This is a genomic window from Streptomyces sp. AK08-02, assembly GCF_033795085.1.
In the GTDB taxonomy this organism is placed as follows: domain Bacteria; phylum Actinomycetota; class Actinomycetes; order Streptomycetales; family Streptomycetaceae; genus Streptomyces; species Streptomyces echiniscabiei.
Genome location: NZ_JARAZV010000017.1, coordinates 239,110 through 262,854, shown reverse-complemented (window position 1 = coordinate 262,854; position 23,745 = coordinate 239,110). Strand labels below are relative to the sequence as shown.

General features: G+C 69.3%; 21 protein-coding genes and 1 riboswitch. Of the genes, 17 read left to right on the top strand and 4 right to left on the bottom strand.

The genetic code is table 11. The annotated features are described in order from the left end of the window. The first annotated feature begins 317 nt into the window (after positions 1-317). The 4 genes from coxB (at position 318) to PV734_RS33530 (ending at position 4,831) form a co-directional block, all read left to right on the top strand. Complete coding sequence (coxB, locus tag PV734_RS33545; protein ID WP_319093508.1) at positions 318-1,310, top strand: cytochrome c oxidase subunit II; 993 nt, start codon at positions 318-320, stop codon at positions 1,308-1,310. Then, on the top strand, positions 1,307-3,043 hold the full coding sequence (ctaD, locus tag PV734_RS33540; protein WP_006373820.1) for a cytochrome c oxidase subunit I: 1,737 nt from the start codon (positions 1,307-1,309) through the stop codon (positions 3,041-3,043). The genes coxB and ctaD overlap by 4 nt, the downstream gene beginning before the upstream one ends. Beyond that, entirely contained in the window at positions 3,040-3,438 is a 399-nt protein-coding gene (locus PV734_RS33535; protein WP_319093509.1) for a cytochrome c oxidase subunit 4, read from the top strand. Before ctaD ends, PV734_RS33535 begins: the two co-directional genes overlap by 4 nt. A 130-nt stretch (positions 3,439-3,568) precedes the next feature. After that, positions 3,569-4,831 carry a L,D-transpeptidase gene (locus PV734_RS33530; protein WP_319093510.1) on the top strand — a complete coding sequence of 421 codons (1,263 nt, stop codon included), beginning with the start codon at positions 3,569-3,571 and terminating at the stop codon, positions 4,829-4,831. A gap of 89 nt (positions 4,832-4,920) precedes the next feature. Here the strand turns inward: PV734_RS33530 and PV734_RS33525 are convergent, their stop codons facing one another. After that, positions 4,921-5,322: a hypothetical protein gene (locus PV734_RS33525; RefSeq protein WP_319093511.1), complete on the bottom strand. Its 402-nt coding sequence runs from the start codon at positions 5,320-5,322 to the stop codon at positions 4,921-4,923. Positions 5,323-5,510: 188 nt separating this feature from the next. Here PV734_RS33525 and PV734_RS33520 point away from each other — a divergent pair, with 188 nt between their 5' ends. From PV734_RS33520 to PV734_RS33495, 6 genes are all read left to right on the top strand, one after another. Further along, positions 5,511-6,131: a heme-copper oxidase subunit III gene (locus PV734_RS33520; protein ID WP_044472511.1), complete on the top strand. Its 621-nt coding sequence runs from the start codon at positions 5,511-5,513 to the stop codon at positions 6,129-6,131. A gap of 83 nt (positions 6,132-6,214) precedes the next feature. After that, positions 6,215-7,027 (top strand): c-type cytochrome, encoded by an 813-nt coding sequence (locus tag PV734_RS33515; RefSeq protein ID WP_319093512.1) that lies wholly within the window; start codon positions 6,215-6,217, stop codon positions 7,025-7,027. Further along, on the top strand, positions 7,024-8,097 hold the full coding sequence (locus tag PV734_RS33510; protein WP_319093513.1) for a ubiquinol-cytochrome c reductase iron-sulfur subunit: 1,074 nt from the start codon (positions 7,024-7,026) through the stop codon (positions 8,095-8,097). The genes PV734_RS33515 and PV734_RS33510 overlap by 4 nt, the downstream gene beginning before the upstream one ends. Continuing rightward, entirely contained in the window at positions 8,094-9,737 is a 1,644-nt protein-coding gene (locus PV734_RS33505; protein WP_319093514.1) for a cytochrome bc complex cytochrome b subunit, read from the top strand. Before PV734_RS33510 ends, PV734_RS33505 begins: the two co-directional genes overlap by 4 nt. A gap of 146 nt (positions 9,738-9,883) precedes the next feature. Then, positions 9,884-10,948: an anthranilate phosphoribosyltransferase gene (gene trpD, locus PV734_RS33500; RefSeq protein WP_319093515.1), complete on the top strand. Its 1,065-nt coding sequence runs from the start codon at positions 9,884-9,886 to the stop codon at positions 10,946-10,948. 89 nt (positions 10,949-11,037) lie between these two features. Further along, a riboswitch (SAM riboswitch) is annotated at positions 11,038-11,155 on the top strand. Positions 11,156-11,328: 173 nt separating this feature from the next. Beyond that, positions 11,329-12,690 (top strand): aminotransferase class V-fold PLP-dependent enzyme, encoded by a 1,362-nt coding sequence (locus PV734_RS33495; RefSeq protein WP_319093516.1) that lies wholly within the window; start codon positions 11,329-11,331, stop codon positions 12,688-12,690. Between the two features lie 128 nt (positions 12,691-12,818). On the opposite strand, the gene PV734_RS33490 is transcribed toward PV734_RS33495, so the two are convergent. Then, positions 12,819-13,100: an Lrp/AsnC ligand binding domain-containing protein gene (locus PV734_RS33490; RefSeq protein ID WP_319093517.1), complete on the bottom strand. Its 282-nt coding sequence runs from the start codon at positions 13,098-13,100 to the stop codon at positions 12,819-12,821. Continuing rightward, positions 13,097-13,840 (bottom strand): rhomboid family intramembrane serine protease, encoded by a 744-nt coding sequence (locus PV734_RS33485; RefSeq protein WP_319093518.1) that lies wholly within the window; start codon positions 13,838-13,840, stop codon positions 13,097-13,099. Before PV734_RS33485 ends, PV734_RS33490 begins: the two co-directional genes overlap by 4 nt. 159 nt (positions 13,841-13,999) lie before the next feature. Here PV734_RS33485 and PV734_RS33480 point away from each other — a divergent pair, with 159 nt between their 5' ends. From PV734_RS33480 to PV734_RS33460, 5 genes are all read left to right on the top strand, one after another. Continuing rightward, a complete protein-coding gene (locus PV734_RS33480) occupies positions 14,000-14,239 on the top strand; it encodes a hypothetical protein (RefSeq protein ID WP_006377658.1) in 240 nt (79 codons plus the stop codon). 39 nt (positions 14,240-14,278) lie between these two features. Beyond that, positions 14,279-15,628 carry an NYN domain-containing protein gene (locus PV734_RS33475; RefSeq protein ID WP_319093519.1) on the top strand — a complete coding sequence of 450 codons (1,350 nt, stop codon included), beginning with the start codon at positions 14,279-14,281 and terminating at the stop codon, positions 15,626-15,628. A gap of 224 nt (positions 15,629-15,852) precedes the next feature. Continuing rightward, entirely contained in the window at positions 15,853-16,890 is a 1,038-nt protein-coding gene (locus PV734_RS33470; RefSeq protein ID WP_319093520.1) for an NlpC/P60 family protein, read from the top strand. Between the two features lie 257 nt (positions 16,891-17,147). Next, the gene (locus PV734_RS33465; RefSeq protein ID WP_319093521.1) at positions 17,148-18,167 is read left to right on the top strand and encodes an NlpC/P60 family protein; all 1,020 of its coding nucleotides are present in this window, start codon (positions 17,148-17,150) and stop codon (positions 18,165-18,167) included. 85 nt (positions 18,168-18,252) lie between these two features. After that, positions 18,253-19,461, top strand: coding sequence for a hypothetical protein (locus tag PV734_RS33460; RefSeq protein ID WP_415924307.1), 1,209 nt, complete (start codon positions 18,253-18,255; stop codon positions 19,459-19,461). On the opposite strand, the gene PV734_RS33455 is transcribed toward PV734_RS33460, so the two are convergent. Beyond that, entirely contained in the window at positions 19,449-20,690 is a 1,242-nt protein-coding gene (locus PV734_RS33455) for a glycosyltransferase family 87 protein (protein ID WP_319293364.1), read from the bottom strand. The two genes, PV734_RS33460 and PV734_RS33455, sit on opposite strands and share 13 nt — an antisense overlap. 169 nt (positions 20,691-20,859) lie before the next feature. Here PV734_RS33455 and PV734_RS33450 point away from each other — a divergent pair, with 169 nt between their 5' ends. After that, positions 20,860-22,002 (top strand): glycosyltransferase family 4 protein, encoded by a 1,143-nt coding sequence (locus tag PV734_RS33450; RefSeq protein ID WP_319093523.1) that lies wholly within the window; start codon positions 20,860-20,862, stop codon positions 22,000-22,002. 154 nt (positions 22,003-22,156) lie between these two features. Next, positions 22,157-23,743, top strand: coding sequence for a GMC oxidoreductase (locus tag PV734_RS33445; protein WP_319293379.1), 1,587 nt, complete (start codon positions 22,157-22,159; stop codon positions 23,741-23,743). The last annotated feature ends 2 nt before the right edge of the window (positions 23,744-23,745 follow it).

Below are 23,745 nucleotides of genomic sequence, written 5' to 3'. Positions count from 1 at the left end.
ACACCAACGCTAAGTCCTCCGCGGGGGGTACGCGGTCCTACCGAAGGGGCGCGGGGAACCGCGCGACCAGCCACACGCGACGCGCACCCGCCAACCAACAGAACCCCCCACCCCATTGGGCGCCCGACCCCCCATCAGACCCCTTCGGGGTGACCCCCGGCGCGTTGGGGACCCTCCCCGCGCGACCCCAAATTGCGTCCAGTAGGGTTTGGTCCGCATAAACATCCAAACCCCTGCCCGACGCAGGGCGGCGACCGACCACCGAGTAGGCAGGCCGCAGCCAATCCGCGCGGGCGAGACTCTCGGGAAGGCGCTACGTGAGTCCCAACGGCTCCGACCTCCCCCACGCCCTGGGGGGCGCGGGCGGTACCCCCACGCCGCGGCGCCCGTTGCGGCGGAAGCTGCTGCAGGCATTGACTGCGGGCCTGGTCCTCGCGACCGCGACCGGTTGCACATACAAGGACTTCCCCCGCCTTGGTATGCCCACCCCGACCACGGAAGAGGCTCCGCGGATCCTCTCCCTGTGGCAGGGATCCTGGGCAGCCGCGCTCGCCACCGGCGTGCTGGTCTGGGGCCTGATCCTGTGGAGCGCCATGTTCCACCGGCGCAGCCGCACCAAGGTCGAAGTACCTCCGCAGACCCGGTACAACATGCCCATCGAGGCGCTGTACACCGTGGTTCCGCTGATCATCGTCTCGGTGCTCTTCTACTTCACGGCACGTGACGAGTCGAAGCTCCTCGACACCTCCAAGAAGCCGGACCTCACGGTCAACGTCGTGGGCTTCCAGTGGAGCTGGGGCTTCAACTACATCGAGCAGGTGCCGGGTTCCACCGGGGACGCGAACACCGACGAGAACCTGGCAGCCATTCCGGACCGGTTCAAGAAGGACTTCCCGGCCAACGCCGGTGGCGTCTACGACGTCGGCACGCCCGGTACGAGGAACCCGCAGACCGGCAACCCCGGCCCGACCCTCTGGCTCCCCAAGGGCAAGACGGTCCGCTTCGTCCTCACCTCGCGTGACGTCATCCACTCCTTCTGGGTGGTGCCGTTCCTGATGAAGCAGGACGTCATCCCGGGCCACACCAACGCCTTCCAGGTGACCCCCAACAAGGAGGGCACCTTCCTGGGCAAGTGCGCGGAGCTCTGCGGCGTCGACCACTCCCGGATGCTGTTCAACGTGAAGGTCGTCTCCCCCGAGCGCTACGAGCAGCACCTCAAGGACCTCGCGAAGAAGGGGCAGACCGGTTACATTCCCGCCGGCATCGCGCAGACGAGCCACGAGAAGAACCGGGAGACGACAAACCTGTGAGCATCACCAACGAACCCCAGGGTGCCGCCGCAGCTGAGGACTCGTACGAGAACGAGCTGCCGGTACGGCGCAAGCAGCCCGGCAACGTGGTCATCAAGTGGCTCACCACCACGGACCACAAGACGATCGGCACGCTGTATCTGGTGACGTCGTTCGCGTTCTTCTGCATCGGTGGCGTGATGGCGCTCTTCATGCGCGCCGAGCTGGCCCGGCCGGGTCTGCAGATCATGTCGAACGAGCAGTTCAACCAGGCGTTCACGATGCACGGCACGATCATGCTGCTGATGTTCGCGACGCCGCTGTTCGCCGGTTTCACCAACTGGATCATGCCGCTGCAGATCGGCGCCCCCGACGTCGCGTTCCCGCGGCTGAACATGTTCGCCTACTGGCTGTACCTGTTCGGCTCGACCATCGCGGTCGGCGGGTTCCTCACCCCCTCCGGGGCGGCCGACTTCGGCTGGTTCGCCTACTCGCCGCTCTCCGACGCCGTGCGCTCCCCGGGCATCGGCGCCGACCTGTGGATCATGGGTCTGGCCTTCTCCGGCTTCGGCACCATCCTCGGCGCGGTCAACTTCATCACCACGATCATCTGCATGCGCGCACCGGGCATGACCATGTTCCGCATGCCGATCTTCGTGTGGAACGTGCTGCTGACCGCGGTCCTCGTCCTGCTGGCCTTCCCCGTCCTCGCCGCCGCGCTCTTCGCGCTGGAGGCGGATCGGAAATTCGGCGCACACATCTTCGATGCCGCCAATGGTGGTGCCCTGTTGTGGCAGCACCTGTTCTGGTTCTTCGGGCATCCAGAGGTGTACATCATCGCGCTGCCGTTCTTCGGCATCATCAGCGAGGTCATCCCGGTCTTCTCCCGTAAGCCGATGTTCGGCTACATGGGCCTGATCGGCGCGACCATCGCCATCGCGGGTCTGTCCGTGACCGTGTGGGCCCACCACATGTACGTCACCGGCGGTGTACTGCTGCCGTTCTTCTCCTTCATGACGTTCCTCATCGCCGTTCCGACGGGCGTGAAGTTCTTCAACTGGATCGGAACGATGTGGAAGGGGTCCTTGTCGTTCGAGACCCCGATGCTCTGGGCCACCGGCTTCCTGATCACCTTCACCTTCGGTGGTCTGACCGGTGTCATCCTGGCGTCGCCCCCGATGGACTTCCACGTCTCGGACTCCTACTTCGTGGTGGCGCACTTCCACTACGTCGTCTTCGGCACCGTCGTCTTCGCGATGTTCTCCGGCTTCCACTTCTGGTGGCCGAAGATGACCGGCAAGATGCTCGACGAGCGCCTCGGCAAGATCACGTTCTGGACCCTGTTCATCGGCTTCCACGGCACCTTCCTCGTCCAGCACTGGCTGGGCGCCGAGGGCATGCCGCGCCGGTACGCGGACTACCTCGCGGCGGACGGCTTCACCGCGCTGAACACGATCTCGACGATCAGCTCGTTCCTGCTCGGTCTGTCCGTGCTCCCGTTCCTCTACAACGTGTGGAAGACCGCGAAGTACGGCAAGAAGGTCGAGGTCGACGACCCCTGGGGTTACGGCCGTTCGCTGGAGTGGGCCACGTCCTGCCCGCCCCCGCGGCACAACTTCCTCACCCTGCCGCGGATCCGCAGCGAATCCCCGGCGTTCGACCTGCACCACCCTGAGATCGCAGCGCTGGACCAGCTGGAGAACGCCGGTCACGGCGAGAAGGCTCTCGCCGGCGGCAAGGAGGCGGGCAAGTGAAGGTCCAGGGCAAGATGTTCATCTGGCTCGCCGTCTTCGTCCTCGCCATGGCGATCGTCTACGGCGTGTGGTCGAAGGAGCCGGCCGGCACCACGGCGCTCTTCCTGGCCTTCGGCCTGTGCATCATGGTCGGCTACTACCTGGCCTTCACGGCCCGGCGGGTCGACGTGGGCGCGCAGGACAACAAGGAGGCCGACGTCGCGGACGACGCCGGTGAGGTCGGGTTCTTCAGCCCGCACAGCTGGCAGCCGCTCGCGTTGGGCATCGGTGGCGCGCTCCTGTTCCTGAGCGTCGCGATCGGCTGGTGGCTGGCGTTCTTCTCGGCCCCCATTCTCCTGATCGGCCTGTGGGGCTGGGTCTTCGAGTACTACCGCGGCGAGAACCGCACCCAGTAACACGCTCAGTGCTCAGGGGAGCCCGGACACTCCGTCAGGAGGGTCCGGGCTCCCTCTTTTGCCACACCCTCGTTCCCTCGCACGGATCACCCGCCGCGCCGAGGACGACGCACGTTCTTACGTTGAGGGCATGAGGCACTCACCGCGAAACCGTACGGTCGTCAGCTGCACCCTCCTGGTGGCCGCCCTGGGCGCGTCCACCACCGCCTGCGGCTCCGACGGCCACCCCCTCTCGGCGGAGCCGTACGACGCCGCTGAACAGATCTCCTTCGGCGGCGCCGTGGGCGACGGCAAGAAGGCCGACCCCGACAAGCCCCTGGAGGTCACCTCCGACGACTCGGACGACCGCATCACCGACGTCACGGCCGTCGACGCCGCCGGACGCTATGTGGCGGGCGAACTCTCCGCCGACGGCAGCAGCTGGCACAGCACCTCCCCGCTGGCCGCAGGTGCCCGCTACACGGTCCGGGTGAGCACGGAGGACGAGGACGGCGCCCCCGGCCGCGGGACGCGCACCTTCGACACCAGCAGGCCGACCACCAAGAAGCGCCTGAACGTCACGTTCGGCCCCAAGACGGGCACCTACGGCGTGGGTCAGCCCGTGACGGCCCAACTCAGCGAGCCCGTACGGGGGAAGGCGCAGCGCGCGATAGTCGAGCGCGCCCTCAAGGTGGACTCGACCCCCACCACCGAGGGCGCGTGGCACTGGGTGGACGACAAGGAACTCCACTACCGGCCCAAGGAGTACTGGCCCGCCAAGGCCACCGTCCAGGTGCGCAGCAACCTTCCCGGCCTCAAGATCACCGACCGGCTCTGGGGCGGCCAGGCCAAGCCCCTGAAGTTCACCACCGGCGACCGGGTCATAGCCGTCACGGACGCGTCGTCCCACGAGATGACCGTCTACAAGAACGACAAGGTGATCAACACCATCCCCGTCACCACGGGCAAGCCGGGCTTCGACACCCGCAACGGCGTCAAGGTCGTACTCGGCAAGGAGTACTTCGTACGCATGCGCGGCACCAGCATCGGCATAGCCGAGGGCAGCGCCGACTCGTACGACCTGCCCGTCTACTACGCCACCAGGGTGACCTGGAGCGGCGAGTACGTCCACGCCGCCCCCTGGTCCGAGGGCTCCCAGGGGTCCGCCAACGTCAGCCACGGCTGCACCGGCATGAGCACCAGCAACGCCGAGTGGTTCTACGACAACGTCCGCGAGGGAGACGTCGTCAAGGTCGTCAACTCCGACGGCAACACCATGGAGACCTTCGGCAACGGCTTCGGCGACTGGAACCTGGACTGGCCGAAGTGGCAGGGCGGAAGCGCCCTCACGACCACTTCTCCGGAGGGCTCACTTCCGGCCAACCAGGTACGCCTGACCCCGGAAAGCATCTGACGAGGGGCGCGGTATCCAGGGGCGCGGGGAACTGCGCGACAAGCCACAGCGCACCCGCACCCGCCCATGAAACCGGGCGCCCCACCCCACTAGGCGCTCAAGGCCTTTTTGACCCGCAACAAAGAAGCCAGCGCCGACGCGAACTCCACCGGATCCACCGGCAGGGTGACCGCCGCGTCGGCCCGACTCCACGTCGCCAGCCACGCGTCCTGCGGCCGCCCGATCAGCAACAGCACCGGCGGACACTGGAAGATCTCGTCCTTGATCTGCCGGCACACCCCCATGCCCCCCATGGGCACGGCCTCTCCGTCCAGCACACAGAGGTCGATCCCGCCCTTGTCCAGCTCCTTCAGGACAGCGGCGGGCGTCGCGCACTCGAGGAACTCGACCAGGGGAACGTCGGGAGCGGGTCGCCGCCCCGTCGCCAACCGCACCTGCTCGCGGGTGTTGGAGTCGTCGCTGTAGACCAGCACCGTGGCGGTCGGCTGCATTGTTCCTCCGAGACATCAGCGTCGTACGGACAGACGGACCGGGTCCGTTGGGCCGGATGCTACTCCTTCGGACCCTCTGTCTGAACACCGCTTCAACGGCCGTCCGATGGGCCATACGGGCTGGACACACCCCACAGACACCCCGAACGGCACCCCCCGGCGTGAGGGCGGGATAAGCGACCGACATAATGTCGGTCGTGGCGACAGCAACGACAGTAGAAACCGGGCACGCGCACCCGTCGGTCAACCGGCCGAACCTCACCAGCGTCGGAACCATCATCTGGCTGAGTTCCGAGCTGATGTTCTTCGCGGCCCTCTTCGCGATGTACTTCACCCTGCGATCGGTGACCGGTCCGGATCACTGGAAGGAGATGGCGTCAAGCCTGAACTTCCCGTTCTCCGCGGCGAACACCACGATCCTGGTGCTCTCCTCCCTCACCTGCCAGCTCGGCGTGTTCGCCGCCGAGCGCGGTGACGTGAAGAAGCTCCGGATGTGGTTCATCGTCACCTTTGTCATGGGTGCGATCTTCATCGGCGGCCAGGTCTTCGAGTACACCGAGCTGGTCAAGAAGGACGGGCTCTCGCTCTCCTCCGACCCGTACGGCTCGGTGTTCTACCTGACCACCGGCTTCCACGGTATGCACGTGACGGGCGGTCTCATCGCTTTCCTGTTCGTCCTCGGCAGGACGTACGCGGCGAAGAGGTTCACCCATGAGCAGGCGACCGCCGCGATCGTCGTGTCCTACTACTGGCACTTCGTCGACGTCGTCTGGATCGGGCTCTTCGCCACGATCTACATGATCAAGTAGCCGGGCCCGCCCGATCCTCACATCGGGTCCGCCCGATACCTCCAGAAGACTCGACGCTGAAGATCCTGACACCGGGGTAATCCGTGAAAAAGCTCTCCGCACGACGACGCCATCCCCTGGCGGCGGTCGTCGTCCTACTCATCGCGCTGGCGGCCGTCGGGGGGCTGTACGGCACGCTCAACCCCACGCGGCAGGCAGTGGCCGATGAGACCGCCCAGTCCCTCACCATCACCGAGGGACAGCGGCTGTACTCCGTGGGCTGCGCAAGCTGCCACGGCACCGGCGGTCAGGGGTCCTCCGACGGTCCGAGCCTGGTGGGTGTCGGCGCCGCGGCGGTCGACTTCCAGGTGGCGACCGGCCGCATGCCGGCCGCGACCTCGCAGGGCGCGCAGATCCCGAAGAAGAAGAACATCTACTCGCAGGCGCAGATCGACCAGCTCGCGACGTACATCGCGTCGCTGGGCAGCGGTCCCTCCGTGCCGACCGAGGAGCAGTACGGGCCCGACGGAGCGGACATCGCCAAGGGTGGCGAGCTCTTCCGCACCAACTGCGCCCAGTGCCACAACTTCACCGGCAAGGGCGGTGCGCTCACGCACGGCAAGTTCGCCCCGGACCTTGAGGGTGTCGCCCCGAAGCACATCTACGAGGCCATGCAGAGCGGCCCGCAGAACATGCCGTCCTTCCCCGACACGACGCTGTCGGAGAAGAACAAGAAGGACATCATCGCGTACCTCGACGCGGTCAACGGCGAGGACACCGTCGAGCCCGGCGGCCTCGGCCTGGGCGGTCTCGGACCGGTCAGTGAAGGCCTGTTCGCCTGGATCTTCGGCCTCGGAGCGCTCATCGCGGTCGCCGTTTGGGTCGCCGCTCGGACCGCAAAGGCCAAGAAGTCATGAGTAGCCAAGACCTTCCAGAAAAGGACCTGCCCGCTGTGCAGGCTGCATCACACAACGAGCACGAGCACGGTGCCGTGGGTGTCGCGGACGAGAAGAACCCGTTCGCGGACCCGGGGCTGCCGCCCCACGAACACCGCGTCCAGGACATCGACGAGCGGGCCGCCAAGCGTTCCGAGCGTGCGATCGCCTTCCTGTTCACGCTGTCGATGCTGGCCACCGTCGCCTTCATCGTCTCGTACGTGGCGATCCCGTCGGACAAGTCGATCTACGTCTTCCCGATCGGGCACATCAGCGCGCTGAACTTCGCGCTGGGCATGTCCCTCGGGATCGCGCTCTTCATGATCGGCGCGGGCGCGGTCCACTGGGCCCGCACCCTGATGTCCGACGAGGAGCTCATCGCCGAGCGCCACGAGATCGCGGCACCGCCCGAGGTCAGGGCGCAGGTCCTGGCCGACTTCAAGCAGGGCGCCAAGGAGTCCGCGATCGGCCGGCGCAAGCTGGTCCGCAACACGATGTTCGGCGCGATGGCCCTGTTCCCGCTCTCCGGCGTCATGCTGCTGCGCGACCTCGGCCCGCTGCCCGGTACGAAGCTTCGCCACACCATCTGGTCCAAGGGCAAGCTGCTCGTCAACATGAACACGAACGAGCCGCTGCGTCCCTCGGACGTCGCGGTCGGTTCGCTCACCTTCGCCAAGCCCGAGGGCCTGGAGGAGCACGACGAGGAGTTCCAGACCGAGATCGCCAAGGCCGCCCTGATGATCGTCCGCATTCAGCCGGACAACATCAAGGACAAGCGCGAGCTCGAGTGGTCCCACGAGGGCATCGTGGCGTACTCGAAGATCTGCACCCACGTCGGTTGCCCGATCTCCCTGTACGAGCAGCAGACGCACCACGTGCTCTGCCCCTGTCACCAGTCCACCTTCGACCTCTCCGACGGCGCCCGGGTGATCTTCGGCCCCGCCGGTCACGCCCTGCCGCAGCTGCGCATCGGTGTGAACGACGACGGCTACCTTGAGGCCCTCGGCGACTTCTCCGAGCCCGTCGGTCCTTCGTTCTGGGAGCGCGGATGAGTACTACGGCAAACTCCGACGCGCGCTCGTCGCGCGAGAAGGCACCGGCCGGTGAACGTGTCGCCGACTGGGCCGACGGCCGGCTGGGGATCTACTCCCTGGCCAAGGCCAACATGCGCAAGATCTTCCCCGACCACTGGTCGTTCATGCTCGGTGAAGTCTGCATGTACAGCTTCATCATCATCATCCTCACGGGTGTGTATCTGACGCTGTTCTTCCACCCGTCGATGAACGAGGTGGAGTACCACGGCAGCTACATCCCGCTGCAGGGCCAGCTGATGTCCGAGGCGTTCAACTCGACCATGCACATCTCGTTCGATGTGCGCGGTGGTCTGCTGATCCGGCAGATCCACCACTGGGCGGCGCTGATCTTCCTCGCCGGCATGTTCGTGCACATGATGCGCGTGTTCTTCACGGGTGCGTTCCGCAAGCCCCGCGAGGTCAACTGGCTGTTCGGGTTCCTGCTGTTCGTCCTGGGCATGTTCACCGGGTTCACCGGCTACTCGCTCCCGGACGACCTGCTCTCCGGCACCGGTGTGCGCTTCATGGAGGGCGCGATCCTGTCCGTGCCGGTCGTGGGCACGTACATGTCGTTCTTCCTCTTCGGCGGCGAGTTCCCGGGCGGCGACTTCGTGGCCCGCTTCTACTCGATCCACATCCTGGTGCTGCCGGGCATCATGCTCGGGCTGATGGTGGCCCACCTGATCCTGGTCTTCTACCACAAGCACACGCAGTTCGCGGGCCCCGGAAAGACCAACAACAACGTCGTCGGTATGCCGTTGCTGCCGGTCTACATGGCGAAGGCCGGAGGCTTCTTCTTCCTGGTCTTCGGTGTCATCGCGGTCATCGCGGCCATCGCCTCGATCAACCCGATCTGGGCCATGGGTCCCTACCGGCCGGACCAGGTGTCGACCGGCGCCCAGCCCGACTGGTACATGGGCTTCTCCGAGGGTCTGATCCGTGTCATGCCGGGCTGGGAGTTCAACATCTGGGGGCACACGTTCGCCCCGGGTGTGTTCATCCCGCTGACGATCGTCTTCCCGATGGTCCTCGTCGTGATCGCGGTCTACCCGTTCATCGAGTCCTGGATCACCGGCGACAAGAGCGAGCACCACATCCTGGACCGCCCGCGCAACGCGCCGACGCGTACGGCGTTCGGTGTCGCGTGGATCACCTGGTACATGGTGCTGCTGATCGGTGGTGGGAACGACCTCTGGGCCACGCACTTCCACCTGTCGCTCAACGCGATCACCTGGTTCGTGCGGATCTCCTTCTTCGTCGGGCCGGTCATCGCGTTCATCGTCACCAAGCGGATCTGCCTCGGCCTCCAGCGCCGCGACAAGGACAAGGTGCTGCACGGCCGCGAGTCGGGCATCATCAAGCGCCTGCCGCACGGTGAGTTCATCGAGGTGCACGAGCCGCTCAGCCAGGAGGCCCTGCACACGCTCACCGCGCACGAGCAGTACGCGCCGGCCCTGATCGGCTCGACCGTCGACGAGAACGGCGTCGAGCGCAAGGTGAAGGGCGTGGAGAAGCTGCGCGCCAAGCTCAGTAAGTCGTACTACGGCGAGGACAACCAGATCGCCAAGCCCACCGTCGAGGAGTACAAGGAGATCACGAGCGGCCACGGCCACCACTGATCACCTCGCTTCGCCACACACGGCAGAAGGGCCCCGTCCGTACCTCGGACGGGGCCCTTCGTCGTGTCGCCGGGCTGGATAGGGTGTCCCCATTCCCTACCAGGAGTCCCGCGGAGAGTCCCGCCGGACCGACCCAGGAGCGGCAGATGAGCGCTGTGAACCCCGCCGGAGGCGACACCGCGGCGGTCCGTTCCTGGCCCCGCGTGCTGAACGGCCTGCTCGACGGCCACGACCTGACCGCCGCCGACACCGCCTGGGCGATGAACCTGATCATGCGGGGCGAGGCGACCGACGCGCAGATCGCCGGGTTCGTGGTCGCGCTGCGGGCCAAGGGCGAGACCGTCCAGGAGATCGCCGGGTTCGTCCAGGCGATGTACGAGCACGCCAACGTCATCGAGGTGCCGGGGCCGACCGTCGACATCGTCGGCACCGGCGGCGACGGCGCCAACACGGTCAACATCTCCACCATGTCGGCGATCGTCATCGCCGGCACGGGCGCCAAGGTCGTCAAGCACGGCAACCGGGCGGCCTCCTCGGCCTCCGGCGCGTCGGATGTGCTGGGGCAGCTCGGGGTCAACCTGGAGCTGACCCCGAAGCGCGTGGCCGAGGTCGCCGAGGAGGCCGGGATCACCTTCTGCTTCGCGGCCAGGTTCCATCCGGCGATGCGTCATGTGGGCGCCGCGCGCGGCCAGTTGGGCATCCGGACGGTCTTCAACATCCTGGGCCCGCTGACCAACCCGGCGAAGGTCAGGGCGCAGGCGGTCGGGGTCGCCGACCCCCGGATGGCACCCATCGTCGCCGGTGTCTTCGCCGAACGCGGCAACTCGTCCCTGGTGTTCCGGGGCGACGACGGACTCGACGAACTGACGATCACCGCCACGTCCCGCGTATGGGTCGTCCGGGACGGCAAGGTGACGGAGGAGACCTTCGACCCGCGCGACGTCGGTATCGAACTGGTCCCGGTGGAGGCCCTGCGCGGCGGTGACGCCTCGTACAACGCGGCGGTCGCCCGGCGGCTCCTCGACGGCGAGACCGGGCCCGTACGGGATGCCGTGCTGCTCAACTCGGCGGCGGCGCTGGTGGCGCTGGACCCCGGCCCGGGATCCCTGGCCGAGCAGATCGGCGCCGGGATGGCGAAGGCCGCCGAGGCCATCGACTCGGGGGCGGCGAAGAAGACGCTGGAGCGGTGGTCGGCGGCCAGCAACGCGTAGCCCTCGCACAGAAGTTCCCTGGCGAGGAGCGTCCCGCGATCCGGACACGGGTTGCGGGACGCCGATCACCTCCGTTACGTTCTGTACCAGGTCATGAGTGACAGTCATGAGGCCCCGGCCGACTGTCCGGCAACCCTCCGTCCGTGGCGGGGTGCCCCGGGATGAAGACCAGGCCGTAGGCAGCAAGGCTTACGGCAAGCGCGGGCCCCTCTCGACACCAGGGGTCCTGGTCGTTCGAGGGAGTCTTCCGTGAGCAAGCGAATGCGATAGGGCTGCCGAGCCCCGCCTCCGCGCACCCCTTTCATCCGTTCCGCATCTTTCCTGTGCTGAGCCATGTCCGCTCGCACAGCGATTCCTCTTGCCTCTCACGGGAGTTCGCCATGTCTGTCTCCACCGTTGCCACCGACCGGGTCGTTTGTGCCCCCCTGTCCGTTCTGGGCAGCGATGTCACCGTCCCGCTCGTCACCGGCGGCGAGGTCACCTACGCCGCGCTCGACTACGCCGCCAGCGCCCCGGCGCTCCAGCGGGTCTGGGACGACGTGGCCGCGTACGCGCCCTACTACGGCAGCGTCCACCGGGGTGCCGGCTACCTCTCCCAGCTGTCGACGGACCTCTTCGAGAACGCCCGCAGGACGGTCACGGAGTTCCTGGACTGCCGCGCCGACGACCAGCTGATCTTCACCCGGTCCACCACCGACTCCCTGAACCTGCTCGCCGCCGCCCTCCCCGACGGCTGCCAGGTCTTCGTCTTCGAGACCGAGCACCACGCCTCGCTGCTGCCCTGGCGGGACGCCCAGGTCACCTACCTCAACGCCCCGCGCACCCCCGAGCAGGCCGTCACCACCCTGCGGGAGGCCCTCGCGGCCCGAGACCCGCAGGGCCCGGCCCTCGTCTGCGTCACCGGCGCCTCGAACGTCACCGGCGAGCTGTGGCCCGTACGGGAGCTGGCCGCCGCCGCCCACGCCCACGGCGCCCGGATCGTCCTGGACGCCGCCCAGCTCGCCCCGCACCACCCGGTCTCCGTCCAGGACCTGGACGTCGACTGGGTCGCCTTCTCCGGCCACAAGCTGTACGCGCCCTTCGGGTCCGGTGTCCTGGCCGGCCGCGCCGACTGGCTGCGCGCCGCCGAGCCGTACCTCGCGGGCGGCGGCGCCAGCCGCAAGGTCACGCGGCGCACGGACGGGGGAGTGGACGTGGAGTGGCACGACACCGCCGCCCGGCACGAGGCCGGCTCGCCGAACGTCATCGGCGCCTACTCGATCGCCGCCGCCTGCAAGGCCCTCACCGCGGCCGGCTTCGACTCGCTGGTGGCCCGGGAGCAGCGGCTGATCGACACCGTGCGGGCGGGACTGGCCGAGGTGCCCGAGGTCAGGGTGCTCTCGCTGTTCGGGGACGACGCCCCGCGCGTCGGCGTCATCTCGTTCGTCGTCGAGGGCTGGAACAGCTCGCACTTCGCCGCGGCGCTCTCCGCGGAGTACGGGATCGGGGTGCGGGACGGGCTGTTCTGCGCGCACCCGCTGGTGCGGACGCTGCTGGGCAGTGACCCGCAGAGCCAGGGAGAGTGCGGCGCCCCTGAGGCCGCCCCCGGGGAGAAGTCACTCAACGCGATCCGGGTCAGCTTCGGGGCGGGGACGCCTGACGAGCATGTGGAGCGGTTCGTGGGTGCGGTGAAGGAGCTTGTGCGGGACGGGGCGCGTTGGCAGTACCGGACCGAGGACGGGCGCTGCGTGCCGGCGGTTTGATCGCCCCCGCCGCCCTTACCCGTCCCATCCTGTCCCTGGGGGCTGCGCCCCCAGACCCCCCTTTCGGCCTGAACGGCCTCGTCCTCAAACGCCGGACGGGCTGGGGGGTGCCGGACGGGCTGGAGAGGTCAGCTGTCGAGGCCGATCGCGAACGCCGCCTCCAGGTCGTGCTGGGAGTACGTCCGGAACGCCACGTGGGTGTCCGTGCCCTCCACGCCCGGGATCTTGCTGATGCTGCCGGGGATGACCTCGGCGAGGTCCTCGTGCCGCTTCACCCGGACCATGGCGATCAGGTCGTACGTGCCCGTCACGGAGAAGACCTCGCTGACGGACTCCAGCGCGGCGATCCGTTCCGCGATCTCGGGGATCCGGTCCACGCTGGTCCTGATGAGCACGATCGCGGTGATCACGGCTGGTTCTCTCCCTCGGTGGCCGTCGCTGGGGCGGGCCTCACTCTAGTCGTACGGCGATATCGCACCCACGCGTAGGCGAAGCCGAGCCCGAACCCCACCACGTGCGCCAGATACGCCACCCCCGGCCCGGAGGAGGCCCGGCCCGCCGCCACCCACTGGAGGGTCGCCCAGAACGGCAGGGTCAGCCAGGCCGGGAAGCGCAGCGGCAGGAAGAAGAGGAACGGCAGGAGGCTCGTGACGCGGGCGCCGGGGAACAGGTACAGGAACGCGCCCAGGATCGCCGAGATCGCGCCGGACGCCCCCACCAGCGTCTGCTGCGAGTCGGCGTTGGCGGCGGCGTAACCCAGCAGGGCGAGACAGCCGCAGCCCACGTAGAAGAGGGCGAACTCCAGGTGGCCGAGGCGTTCCTCGGTCATCGCGCCGAAGACGTAGAGGAAGAGCATGTTGCCCAGCAGGTGGACCCAGCTGCCGTGCACGAACAGTGCCGTGGCGGGGGTCAGTGTGGCTCGCGGGGCGCCGGTGAAGAGGTCGGCGGGGACCACGCCCCAGCGGCGGAAGTAGGCCCGCTGGGCGGCCAGCAGGGCGTCCCCGGTGCCGTAGCCCGGGTTGAGGCCCGAGGCGGGGCCGATGACGAAGAGCAGACAGCAGACGGCGATCAGCCCGTACGTCACCGGCGCCGACCGGGCGCGGACCGAGCTGCGGACCGTCGTACGCCACTTTTCGAACTCGCCGATCATGGACACAGAGCATGACGTAACAGGACTGAACAGCACAGACCGCCTCGCCGCTGTGGACGGACGGGCGGTGGGTACCCGCCAGGCCTTAGGGTTACGAGCCACACGCTCCAGGCAATCTGGCGCAGCACGGATACTAGAAGGAAAGCGAACATATCCACGATGACGGTTCCTCTGCCGACCGACACGACCCGGTGGCGCTGTGCTCTCTGCGGCAACCTCACGCGTTTCGACGTGACCCGCTCCTCGAAGGTCGTGGAGTACGTGCACCTCGACCTCGCGGGAGATCCCAAGGTGGAGGAGCGCGAGGTGGTCAGTGAGACCATCGAGTCGGTGCGCTGCCGTTGGTGCAACGCCGTGGATCAGGTGGAACTCGTGGACAGGCCGGGCGCCGGCTCCTGACAGGAGCCGGCCCCGCACCGGAATCGGTTGGGGTGACGGATGGTGGAGACCACAGGCGGGGAGCCGGGCGACGGCGCCGCCGAGGTGCTCGACCGCCCGCTGCCCGACGGCGTGCGCAGGCGCGTCGTGCAGATCGTCTCCGACGGGTTCGGCGGACTCACCGTCGCCGAACTGCCCGCCCAGCTGCGGCAGTACGCGCGGTTCGCGCCCAACCGGCGGGCCAAGTTCGCCGGCAACGCGATGGCCGCCGCACTGGAGACCGACACGCTGTTCCGGCAGCGCATCGGGGAGAAGCTGAGGGAGGCCCAGCCGGAGCTGGCGGGCGCTCTCGACGCCGGTTCGCCGCCCCCGGCCGCCGATCCGCTGGACGTGGCCGCCGCGGCCTATGTGCTGCGCCCCACGGGCTGGGTGAAGCTCGTCACCGCGGCCGGCGAGGAGGCGCAGCGCGCCGACGCCGAGCGCGCCGACGACGAGAGCCGGGCCGAGCTGGAGCGGCTGCGCGAGGAACTGGCCGTCGCCCGGGGACAGACCCGTACGGAGACCGAGCGGCTGCGCGCGGAGCTGGAGTCGGCCAAGAAGGAAACCGAGTCGCTGCACCGAAAGCTGCGCGCGGCCCTCAGTGACGTCAAGCGCGGCGAGGCGGCCCTGCGCAAGGTGCACGCCGAGATGGAGACCGTACGCACCGACGGGCACACACAGGTCTCCGCGGCGGAGAGTGAGGCACGGCGGCTCAAGGGGCGGCTGACCGAGGTCGAGGCCGCGCTGGAGGCCAGCAGACGGGCCGCCCGGGAAGGGCGCAGCGTCGAGGACATGCGCGTACGGCTGCTGCTGGACACCGTGCTCGACGCGGCGCAGGGGCTGCGGCGGGAGCTGGCGCTGCCGCCGGTGTCGGTGCGTCCCGCCGAGACCGTGGACGCGGTCGAGCCGGGGCGGATGACGCCGAAGGACATCGCCGCCAGGGCGCTGTCCGAGAACGATCCGGCGATTCTCGACCAGTTGCTGGCGCTGCCGCAGGCGCATCTGGTCGTCGACGGCTACAACGTGACGAAGACCGGCTATCCGCAGATGCCGTTGGAGAAGCAGCGGCTCCGGCTGCTGGGGCAGCTGTCGCAGCTCGCCGCGCAGACCGGGGCCGAGATGACCTGTGTCTTCGACGGGGCCGAACTGGCGGCTCCGGTGCTGCTGGCGCCGCCGCGCGGGGTGCGCGTCCTGTTTTCCAAGGCCGGTGTCACCGCCGACGAGTTGATCCGTCAGCTGGTGCGCGCGGAGCCGCCCGGCAGACCGGTCATCGTCGTGTCCACGGACCGCGAGGTGGCCGACGGGATCGCCAAGGCCGGGGCCCGTCCGGTGGCTTCGGTGGTGCTGCTGAAGCGGTTCTCGGGCGGCTGACAACATAAGCGCCGAATGCCCGAATTGGTGGAACTGTCACGCAACGTAGTGTCAATCGGGCATTACCGCACGTGAGTTGTACGTAAAGAATGCACGGTGTGACAAACATTTTTCACCTCAGGATTTGAAGTGATCACAAGAAGGTCACTAGGGTCAGGCCTCGAACCTCCGCTCGGGTGATCACTCAAAGGGAGTGACGGCGGGAGAAGAAGGAGTTCGCCTCCGTGGCGTCCCATCGTCGACCGAAGCAGCCGAGCCGCACCCGCGTGACCGTGCTCACCACCGCCGCGGCAGCCGCCGTGGCCCTCAGCGCCAACGCCGCCAACGCCGCGCCGAGTGAGAAGCCGAGCAAGGACGAGGTCAAGGCAAAGGTCGACAAGCTCTACGAGCAGGCCGAGCAGGCCACCGAGAAGCTCAACGGGGCCGAGGAGAAGCAGAACCGGCTGGAGAAGGAGATCTCCGCCCTCCAGGACAACGTCGCCCGCGGGCAGGCGGACCTCAACGAGCTGCGCGACGGCCTCGGACTCGCCGCCGCCGCCCAGTACCGCTCCGGTGGCATCGACCCCTCCGTGCAGCTCTTCCTCTCCGCCGACCCGGACGACTACCTCGACAAGGCGTCCACGATGGACCAGCTGAGCGCTCAGCAGGTCGAGTCGCTCAAGAAGGTCCAGGAGAAGCAGCGCGCGCTCGCCCAGCAGCGCTCCGAGGCCAGCGAGAAGCTCGAGGACCTCGCGGACACCCGCACCGAGCTGGCCAAGAAGAAGAAGGAAGTCCAGGGCAGGCTCGCCGAGGCGCAGAAGCTCCTCAACTCCATGACGGCCGCGGAGAAGGCGGCCCTCGCCGCCGCCGACGCCCGCGCCAGCCGCGCCAGCGCGCGCTCCGCCCTCGACGACTCGGGCGGCGGCGCCGTCACGGGCCGCGCCGGGTCCGCGTACGCCGCCGCCCAGAGCGTGATCGGCTCGCCGTACGTCTACGGCGCCTCGGGCCCCGGCTCCTTCGACTGCTCGGGCCTCACCTCGTGGGCGTTCGCCCAGGCCGGCATCCAGATCCCCCGCACCTCGCAGGAACAGGCCAACGCCGGTACGCGCATCTACTCGCAGAGCGATCTGCAGGTCGGTGACCTGGTCATCTTCTACAGCGACCACCACCACGTCGGCTTCTACGCCGGCAACGGCCAGGTCCTGCACGCGCCGCGCAGCGGCACGGTCGTGCGGTACGAGTCGATCGACAACATGCCGTTCCAGTTCGGCGTACGGATCTGATCCTCTCTTCGACGGATCGGATCGTCGTACTCCTTCCGGGTCTGTTCAAGATCAGGACACGTTGACGCCCGAACGGGCGAATCCCGACACGGTCCGCTGACCCCACGCCCCGCCCATGACCTGCGTCATAGGCGGGGCGTCACCGTGTGTGGCCGTCGAGGTCGTTGGTCCGCGTGTGGTGGCCCGGTTACTGTCTGCCGCGCCCCCCGACACCGGGGGAACACATGCGTCCGCCAGCGGAAGGAGTGCGGCTTCTCGTGGGGTTCCATCGCCGCCTTGCACCGTCCGGGTTCGACCGGGGAGCCAGCGCCGCGCTCTGCGTGCTGTCCGTCGCAGCCGCCGCTCTCGGCGCGGCCGTGCCCTCGGCCACCGCCGCGCCGACCGACCACACCCGGGCCGAGGTGGACCGGCTGTACACGGAGGCCGAGAAGGCCACCGAGTCCTACAACCGGGCCGACGAGCGCGCCGACGCGCTGCGCGAGCAGGTGACCCGGGCCCAGGACCGGATCGCCCGGCAGCAACTGCGTATCAACACCATGCGGGAGACGCTCGGTTCGCTCGCGGGCGCCCAGTACCGGGCCGGCGGCCTCGACCCCTCGCTCGCGCTGCTGTTCTCCGACGACCCGGACGAGTACCTCGCGAAGGCCGCCGCGCTCGACCGGATCAACGTCCACCAGGCCGCCGAGCTGAGGGAACTCCAGGCAGCCATGCGGGAGCTCGCCCAGGAGCGCGCGGAGGCCACCGGCAAGCTCACCGAGCTCGACCGGAGCCGCAAGGCCGTCGCCACCCACAAGCGGACCGTCGAGCAGAAGCTCGCGAAGGCGCGGGAGCTGCTCAACTCGCTGCCGTCCGCCGACCGGGCCGCCTACGACCGGGCCTCGCGTTCCGACCGCGCCGACCTGCCCGACCCCGGCAACGCCGCCGCGCCGAGCGCCCGTGCGGCGACCGCCGTCGCCGCGGCCCGTGCCGCGCTGGGCAGTCCGTACGTCTGGGGCTCCAACGGGCCCTCCGGCTTCGACTGTTCGGGCCTGATGCAGTGGTCGTACGCGAAGGCCGGGGTCTCCCTGCCGCGCACCTCGCAGGCCCAGCGGTACGCCGGGCAGCAGGTCCCGCTCTCCCAGGCCCAGCCCGGCGACCTCGTCACCTACCGGTCAGACGCCAGTCATGTCGGCATGTACGTGGGCAACGGCCAGGTCATCCACGCCCCCTATCCGGGAGCGCCGGTGCGGTACGACCCGGTGGGCATGATGCCGGTGTCGTCGGTCACCAGGGTCTGAGCCGCCGGGACGTCAGCGCTCCCCGGACCTCCCGGTCGTCCAGGTCGTCTCGGCTTCCAGACAGTCGGGCCGTACGATCGTCGGCGTGGCTGGTCGAAGGCGTGCGTGGGGTGCGTGGCGGGTCAGGGGCGCGATTCTCTGGCTGCTGGTCGGCTCGCTGACCGCCCTCGTGGCGTGCGGCGGCCGGCCGGGGACCGACACCGCGTCCGCCGACGTCCGACGGCTGCTGGACCGGCGCTCGGCGGCCGTCCTCGCCGGCGACGGGACGGCGTACGCGCGCACCGGTGCGGCTGCGCAGTTCACGCGGCTGCGCGCGCTCCCGCTGGCGGCCTGGTCGTACCGCCTGACCGCCCTGCACCGCACCGCCGACGGGGCCACCGCCGACGTTGAGCTGAGCTACCGCGTCCAGGGCATCGACAAGGCCCCTGTGAAGGCCGGGCGCACGCTGCGCCTCACCCGGCGGGACGACGGCCGGTGGTACGTCGACGACGACGAGCCCGCGCGCGGGACGGCCCGGCAGCTGTGGGATGAGGGGACCGTCGAGGCCGTACGAGGGGCGCACAGCCTCGTGCTGGGGGTCGGGCAGCCACCGGACCTGCTGCGCCGGTACGCGGGCCTCGCCGACCGTGCCGTGCCCGCGGTGACGGACGCGTGGGGCGGGGCGTGGACGAAGCGGGTCGTGATCCTCGTACCGAAGTCGCTGGAGGGGATGGCGGGGCTGCTCGGGGCGCCGTCCTCCGCGTACCGGGGGATCGCGGCGGTCACGACCGGGGAGGCCGGCGGGTCGCCGACGGCGCCAGCGGACCGGATCATCGTCAACCCCGAGGCGTACGGCGTGCTCGGCGGTTTCGGCAAGCAGGTCGTGCTCACCCACGAGACCACGCATGTCGCGACCCGTACCGCCACCTCGGCGGCCACACCTCTGTGGCTCTCCGAGGGGTACGCGGACTGGGTCGGCTACCGGTCCACGGGCCGTACGGCCGTCCAGGCGGCGCCCGAACTGGCCCGCGCCGTCGTCGCGGGCCAGGTGCCGGACGCGCTTCCCGTGGACGCGGACTTCGGCTTCGGCGGGGACGCGGCGAAGCTGGCCCAGGCGTACGAGGGCGGCTGGCTGGCGTGCCGGCTGATCGCCGACCGGTGGGGCGAGGTGCGGCTCGGCGAGTTCTACCGGGCCGTGGGGGCGCACGGGAAGCGGGCGGGGGCCGTCCGGGGGGCGCTGGCGAAGGTGCTGGGGACGACGCCGGCGGAGTTCACGGGCCTGTGGCGGGAGTACCTCCGCGCTCAGCTCGGTTGAGTCTCCCGGGCGCGGCCGGTCCGGTCCGGCAGCGGCGGGAGCTGCGCCCGGCGCGGGACCGTCGTGCGCCACAGCCGCAGCGCCGCCGTGAGGGTGGCGGCGATCAGCAGGCCGTTGCGGGTGAACAGAAGGGTCGTGCCGTAGGTGTCGCTCGCGACCACGTGCCCGAAGCCGACGGGGAACTCCAGGACCGTCACCAGACAGGCGACGACGACCAGGCCGGCGGGCAGGGTCATGCCGGTGGCGCGGAAGCAGAGGCAGACGGCGGCCAGGCCGACCAGCCACACCATGTACTGCGGGCTGATCACCCGGCTGGTCACCGTGAACAGCAGCACCGCCACGAAGGCCGCGTCCGCGAGGGTGTGCGGAAGGAAGCGGGTGGCGCGCAGCCGCCACAGCAGCAGCCAGCCGAAGGCGACGACGGTCAGCAGCAGCGCCACCGTGCTCACCGTGCCCACGAACGGGCCGAGGAACTCGATGGAGCCGTAGTTCAGCGCCACCCGGCCCTCCCAGCCGAACCGCCGCCAGACATGGAAGACGAGGGCGCCCACCGACTCCACCTCGGTGCCCCGGTCGCCCTGGAAGGTCAGGAAGGCGAAGGCGCCGGGCATGGTCACCGCGAACACGGACGTCAGAGCGGCCGCGGTGAGGGCCGCCCAGGCCCATGCCCGGCGCCCTGCGGCCCCCACGAGCAGCAGCGCGGGCCAGACCTTCAGCAGCGCCCCGAAGCCCGCCAGGGCGCCCATGAGGCGCGGATGCCGGGCGCCCGCGAGCAGCGCGGCCACGGCCACGGCGGTCACCATGACGTCGTACCGGGCGTAGACGGTCGGGCCCAGCAGGGGAACGCCCACCACCCACACCCAGGCGCCGCGCGACGATCGGCCGGGGCGTCCGCCCGCGTACAGGAGCAGGGACAGGACGACGAGGTCGGCGAGAGCGGCCAGGACGAAGAACGCCGACGCGTAGTCCAGGAAGGGCAGGACGCCGGGCGAGAGGATCGCCAGGGCGGCGGCGGGCGGGTACTGCCAGGTGACGTCGGCCAGCGGGAAGGTGCCGCGGCTCAGCACCTCGTACCAGCCGTGGTAGATCACCGAGACGTCGCTGGTGACGTCCGGGCCGGGGAAGACGACCACCTTGAACACGAACAGCAGCAGGAGCAGCCGGGTCAGGCCCCAGGTGCCCAGCGGTGCCACGGGGAGCCGCGGTCGTCTTCTGCGCGCGATGTCCACCTGAACCCCTGTCCGTCCCTCGTGGCTGGTTCTTCTCGACCAGATATTCGGGTGTCGACCGATGAGCGGCCATGGTCTCCCGAGCGGCTGTGCGATCGCCATCAAACGGGGCTGGACTCCTGTGAGGGTTCTGGGAGGGTGCCGGGGACGGTTCGGTAGGGTCGGCGGCGTGCACAAGACCCTGATCGTGACGAACGACTTCCCGCCCCGGCCGGGCGGTATCCAGGCCTTCCTGCACAACATGGCGCTACGGCTCGACCCCGACCGCCTCGTCGTCTACGCCTCCACCTGGAAGCGCGGCCCCGAGGGTGCCCGCGCCACGGCCGCCTTCGACGCCGAGCAGCCCTTCACCGTCGTACGCGACCGGACGACGATGCTGCTGCCGACGCCCGCGGTCACCGGGCGGGCCGTGGGACTGCTGCGTGAACACGGGTGCGCGTCGGTGTGGTTCGGGGCGGCGGCGCCGCTCGGGCTGATGGCGCCGGCCCTGCGGAAGGCGGGCGCCGAGCGGCTGGTGGCGACGACCCACGGTCACGAGGCCGGGTGGGCGCAGCTGCCGGCGGCACGTCAACTGCTGCGCAGGATCGGCGAGTCGACGGACACGATCACCTACCTGGGCGAGTACACGCGGTCGCGGATCGCCACCGCGCTGACCCCGGGGGCGGCCCGGCGGATGGTCCAGCTGCCGCCCGGGGTCGACGAGAAGACCTTCCACCCGGGGTCGGGGGGCGAGGCGGTCCGTGCCCGGCTCGGGCTCACCGACCGGCCCGTGGTCGTGTGCGTCTCGCGGCTGGTCCCGCGCAAGGGGCAGGACACGCTGATCCTGGCGATGCCCCGCATCCTCGCGGTCGAGCCGGAGACGGTGCTGCTGATCGTCGGAGGCGGACCCTACGCGCGGGAACTGCGCAAGCTCGCGCACGAGACCGGCGTCGCCGACTCGGTCCGCTTCACCGGTCCGGTGCCCTGGGCCGAGCTGCCCGCCCACTACGGCGCCGGTGACGTGTTCGCGATGCCGTGCCGGACGCGCCGGGGCGGTCTCGATGTCGAGGGCCTCGGGATCGTCTACCTGGAGGCGTCCGCGACGGGGCTGCCGGTGGTCGCCGGTGACTCGGGGGGCGCGCCGGACGCGGTCCTGGACGGCGAGACCGGCTGGGTGGTGCGCGGCACCTCGGTGGAGGAGGCCGCCGACCGGATCACCGTGCTGCTCGGCGACGCCGAACTGCGCGCCCGGATGGGGGAGCGGGGGCGGGCCTGGGTCGAGGAGAAGTGGCGCTGGGATCTGCTCGCGGAGGAGCTGAAGGAGCTGCTGTGACGGCTGGGGTCAGGGCCGTCGGCAAAGGTGAATACATATAGGTACGCACCTACTAGGCGGAAGTCGAAATTCCGCCGATGCTGCGCTCATGACAGAAAAGCTGATACACCGTCAGTTGATGCAGCATCAGCTGACGAGACGTCAAATACTGGGCATGGCCGCCTTCCAGACGGCCGCCGCCCTCGGATTCACCCGTGTCGGCCTCCAGTCCGCCCAGGCCGTCGAACCCGCCGCCGTCGAGTCCGCTCCCGCGATCGTCATCGGTTCCGGATACGGCGGAGCGGTCGCCGCGCTCCGCCTCGGCCAGGCAGGCATCCGCACTCTCGTGATCGAGATGGGCCGCCTCTGGAACACCACGGGCGCCGACGGCAAGATCTTCTGCTCCACCGCCGCCCCCGACAAGCGCTCCATGTGGTTCAAGACCCGCACGGAGGCGCCGCTGGCCAGCTTCCTGTGGCTGGACGTCGTCAACAAGGACATCCCCCTCTATCCCGGCGCCCTGGACCGTGTGCACTACGACGACATGTCCGTGTTCCTCGGCCGCGGGGTCGGCGGCGGTTCGCTGGTCAACGGGAGCATGGCCGTCACCCCGCTCCAGTCCTACTTCGCCGAGCAGTTCCCCGGCGTCAACTCCGCCGAGATGTACGGGACCTACTTCCCGAGGGCCCGCGCGATGCTCGGCGTCAACAGCGTCGACCCCGCCTGGTTCGAGTCCACGGAGTGGTACCGCTTCACCCGGGTCTCCCGCAAGCACGCGGAGAAGACCGGCCTGAAGACCACCTTCGTACCCAGCGTCTACGACTTCGACTACATGCAGCGCGAGGCGGCCGGCACGGCGACCAAGTCGGCGCTCGGGCAGGAGGTCATCTACGGCAACAACTACGGCAAGCGCAGCCTCGACAAGACGTACCTCGCCTCGGCGCTGGGCACCGGCAACGTCACCATCACCACCATGGAACGGGTCAGGGCGATCACCAGGGCCGCCGACGGGACGTACGTCCTGACCGCCGACCGGATCGACGACACCGGCGCGGTCGTCCAGACCAAGCAGTACGGGTGCACCTATCTGTTCCTCGGCGGCGGCAGCATCGGGACCACCGAACTCCTCGTCCGGGCCCGGGAGACGGGCACGCTGCCCGCGCTCAACTCCAGCGTGGGGACCGGCTGGGGGACCAACGGCAACGTGATGCTCGGGCGGGCCAACCATCTGTGGGACACGGTCGGGGCGAACCAGTCGACGATGCCGGTGATGGGCATCGACGACTGGGCCAACGCCGACAACCCCGTCTTCGCCGAGATCGCCCCGCTGCCAACGGGGTTGGAGCACTGGGTGAGTCTCTATCTGGCGCTCACCAAGAATCCGGAGCGGGCGTCGTTCACCTACGACGCGGCGACCGACTCGGCACGGCTCGGCTGGAGCGCCGCCCAGAGCGCGGTGTCCGTCGCCATGGCGAAGAAGCTGTTCGACCGGATCAACGCGGCCAACTCCACCATCTACCGGTACGACCTGTTCGGCTCCGGCAACAAGGTGTTCGCCGACGACTTCACCTACCACCCGCTGGGCGGCTGCGTGTTGGGCAAGGCGACCGACAACTACGGGCGGGTGAAGGGGTATTCGAAGCTGTACATCACCGACGGATCGCTGGTGCCCGGCTCGATCGGGGTGAACCCGTTCGTGACGATCACCGCGCTCGCGGAACGCACGATGGCGCGGGTCCTCGCCGAGGACACCGCGCCATGAGC

Excerpts from the sequence above, each read along its gene's own strand:
- PV734_RS33475 (WP_319093519.1), top strand. The coding sequence starts at position 14,279 with ATGGTGGAGACCACAGGCGGGGAGCCGGGCGACGGCGCCGCCGAGGTG.
- PV734_RS33510 (WP_319093513.1), top strand. The coding sequence starts at position 7,024 with ATGAGTAGCCAAGACCTTCCAGAAAAGGACCTGCCCGCTGTGCAGGCT.
- PV734_RS33480 (WP_006377658.1), top strand. The coding sequence starts at position 14,000 with ATGACGGTTCCTCTGCCGACCGACACGACCCGGTGGCGCTGTGCTCTC.
- PV734_RS33445 (WP_319293379.1), top strand. The coding sequence starts at position 22,157 with ATGGCCGCCTTCCAGACGGCCGCCGCCCTCGGATTCACCCGTGTCGGC.
- PV734_RS33520 (WP_044472511.1), top strand. The coding sequence starts at position 5,511 with ATGTCGGTCGTGGCGACAGCAACGACAGTAGAAACCGGGCACGCGCAC.
- PV734_RS33505 (WP_319093514.1), top strand. The coding sequence starts at position 8,094 with ATGAGTACTACGGCAAACTCCGACGCGCGCTCGTCGCGCGAGAAGGCA.
- trpD (WP_319093515.1), top strand. The coding sequence starts at position 9,884 with ATGAGCGCTGTGAACCCCGCCGGAGGCGACACCGCGGCGGTCCGTTCC.
- PV734_RS33530 (WP_319093510.1), top strand. The coding sequence starts at position 3,569 with ATGAGGCACTCACCGCGAAACCGTACGGTCGTCAGCTGCACCCTCCTG.
- PV734_RS33495 (WP_319093516.1), top strand. The coding sequence starts at position 11,329 with ATGTCTGTCTCCACCGTTGCCACCGACCGGGTCGTTTGTGCCCCCCTG.
- PV734_RS33525 (WP_319093511.1), bottom strand. The coding sequence starts at position 5,322 with ATGCAGCCGACCGCCACGGTGCTGGTCTACAGCGACGACTCCAACACC.
- PV734_RS33485 (WP_319093518.1), bottom strand. The coding sequence starts at position 13,840 with ATGATCGGCGAGTTCGAAAAGTGGCGTACGACGGTCCGCAGCTCGGTC.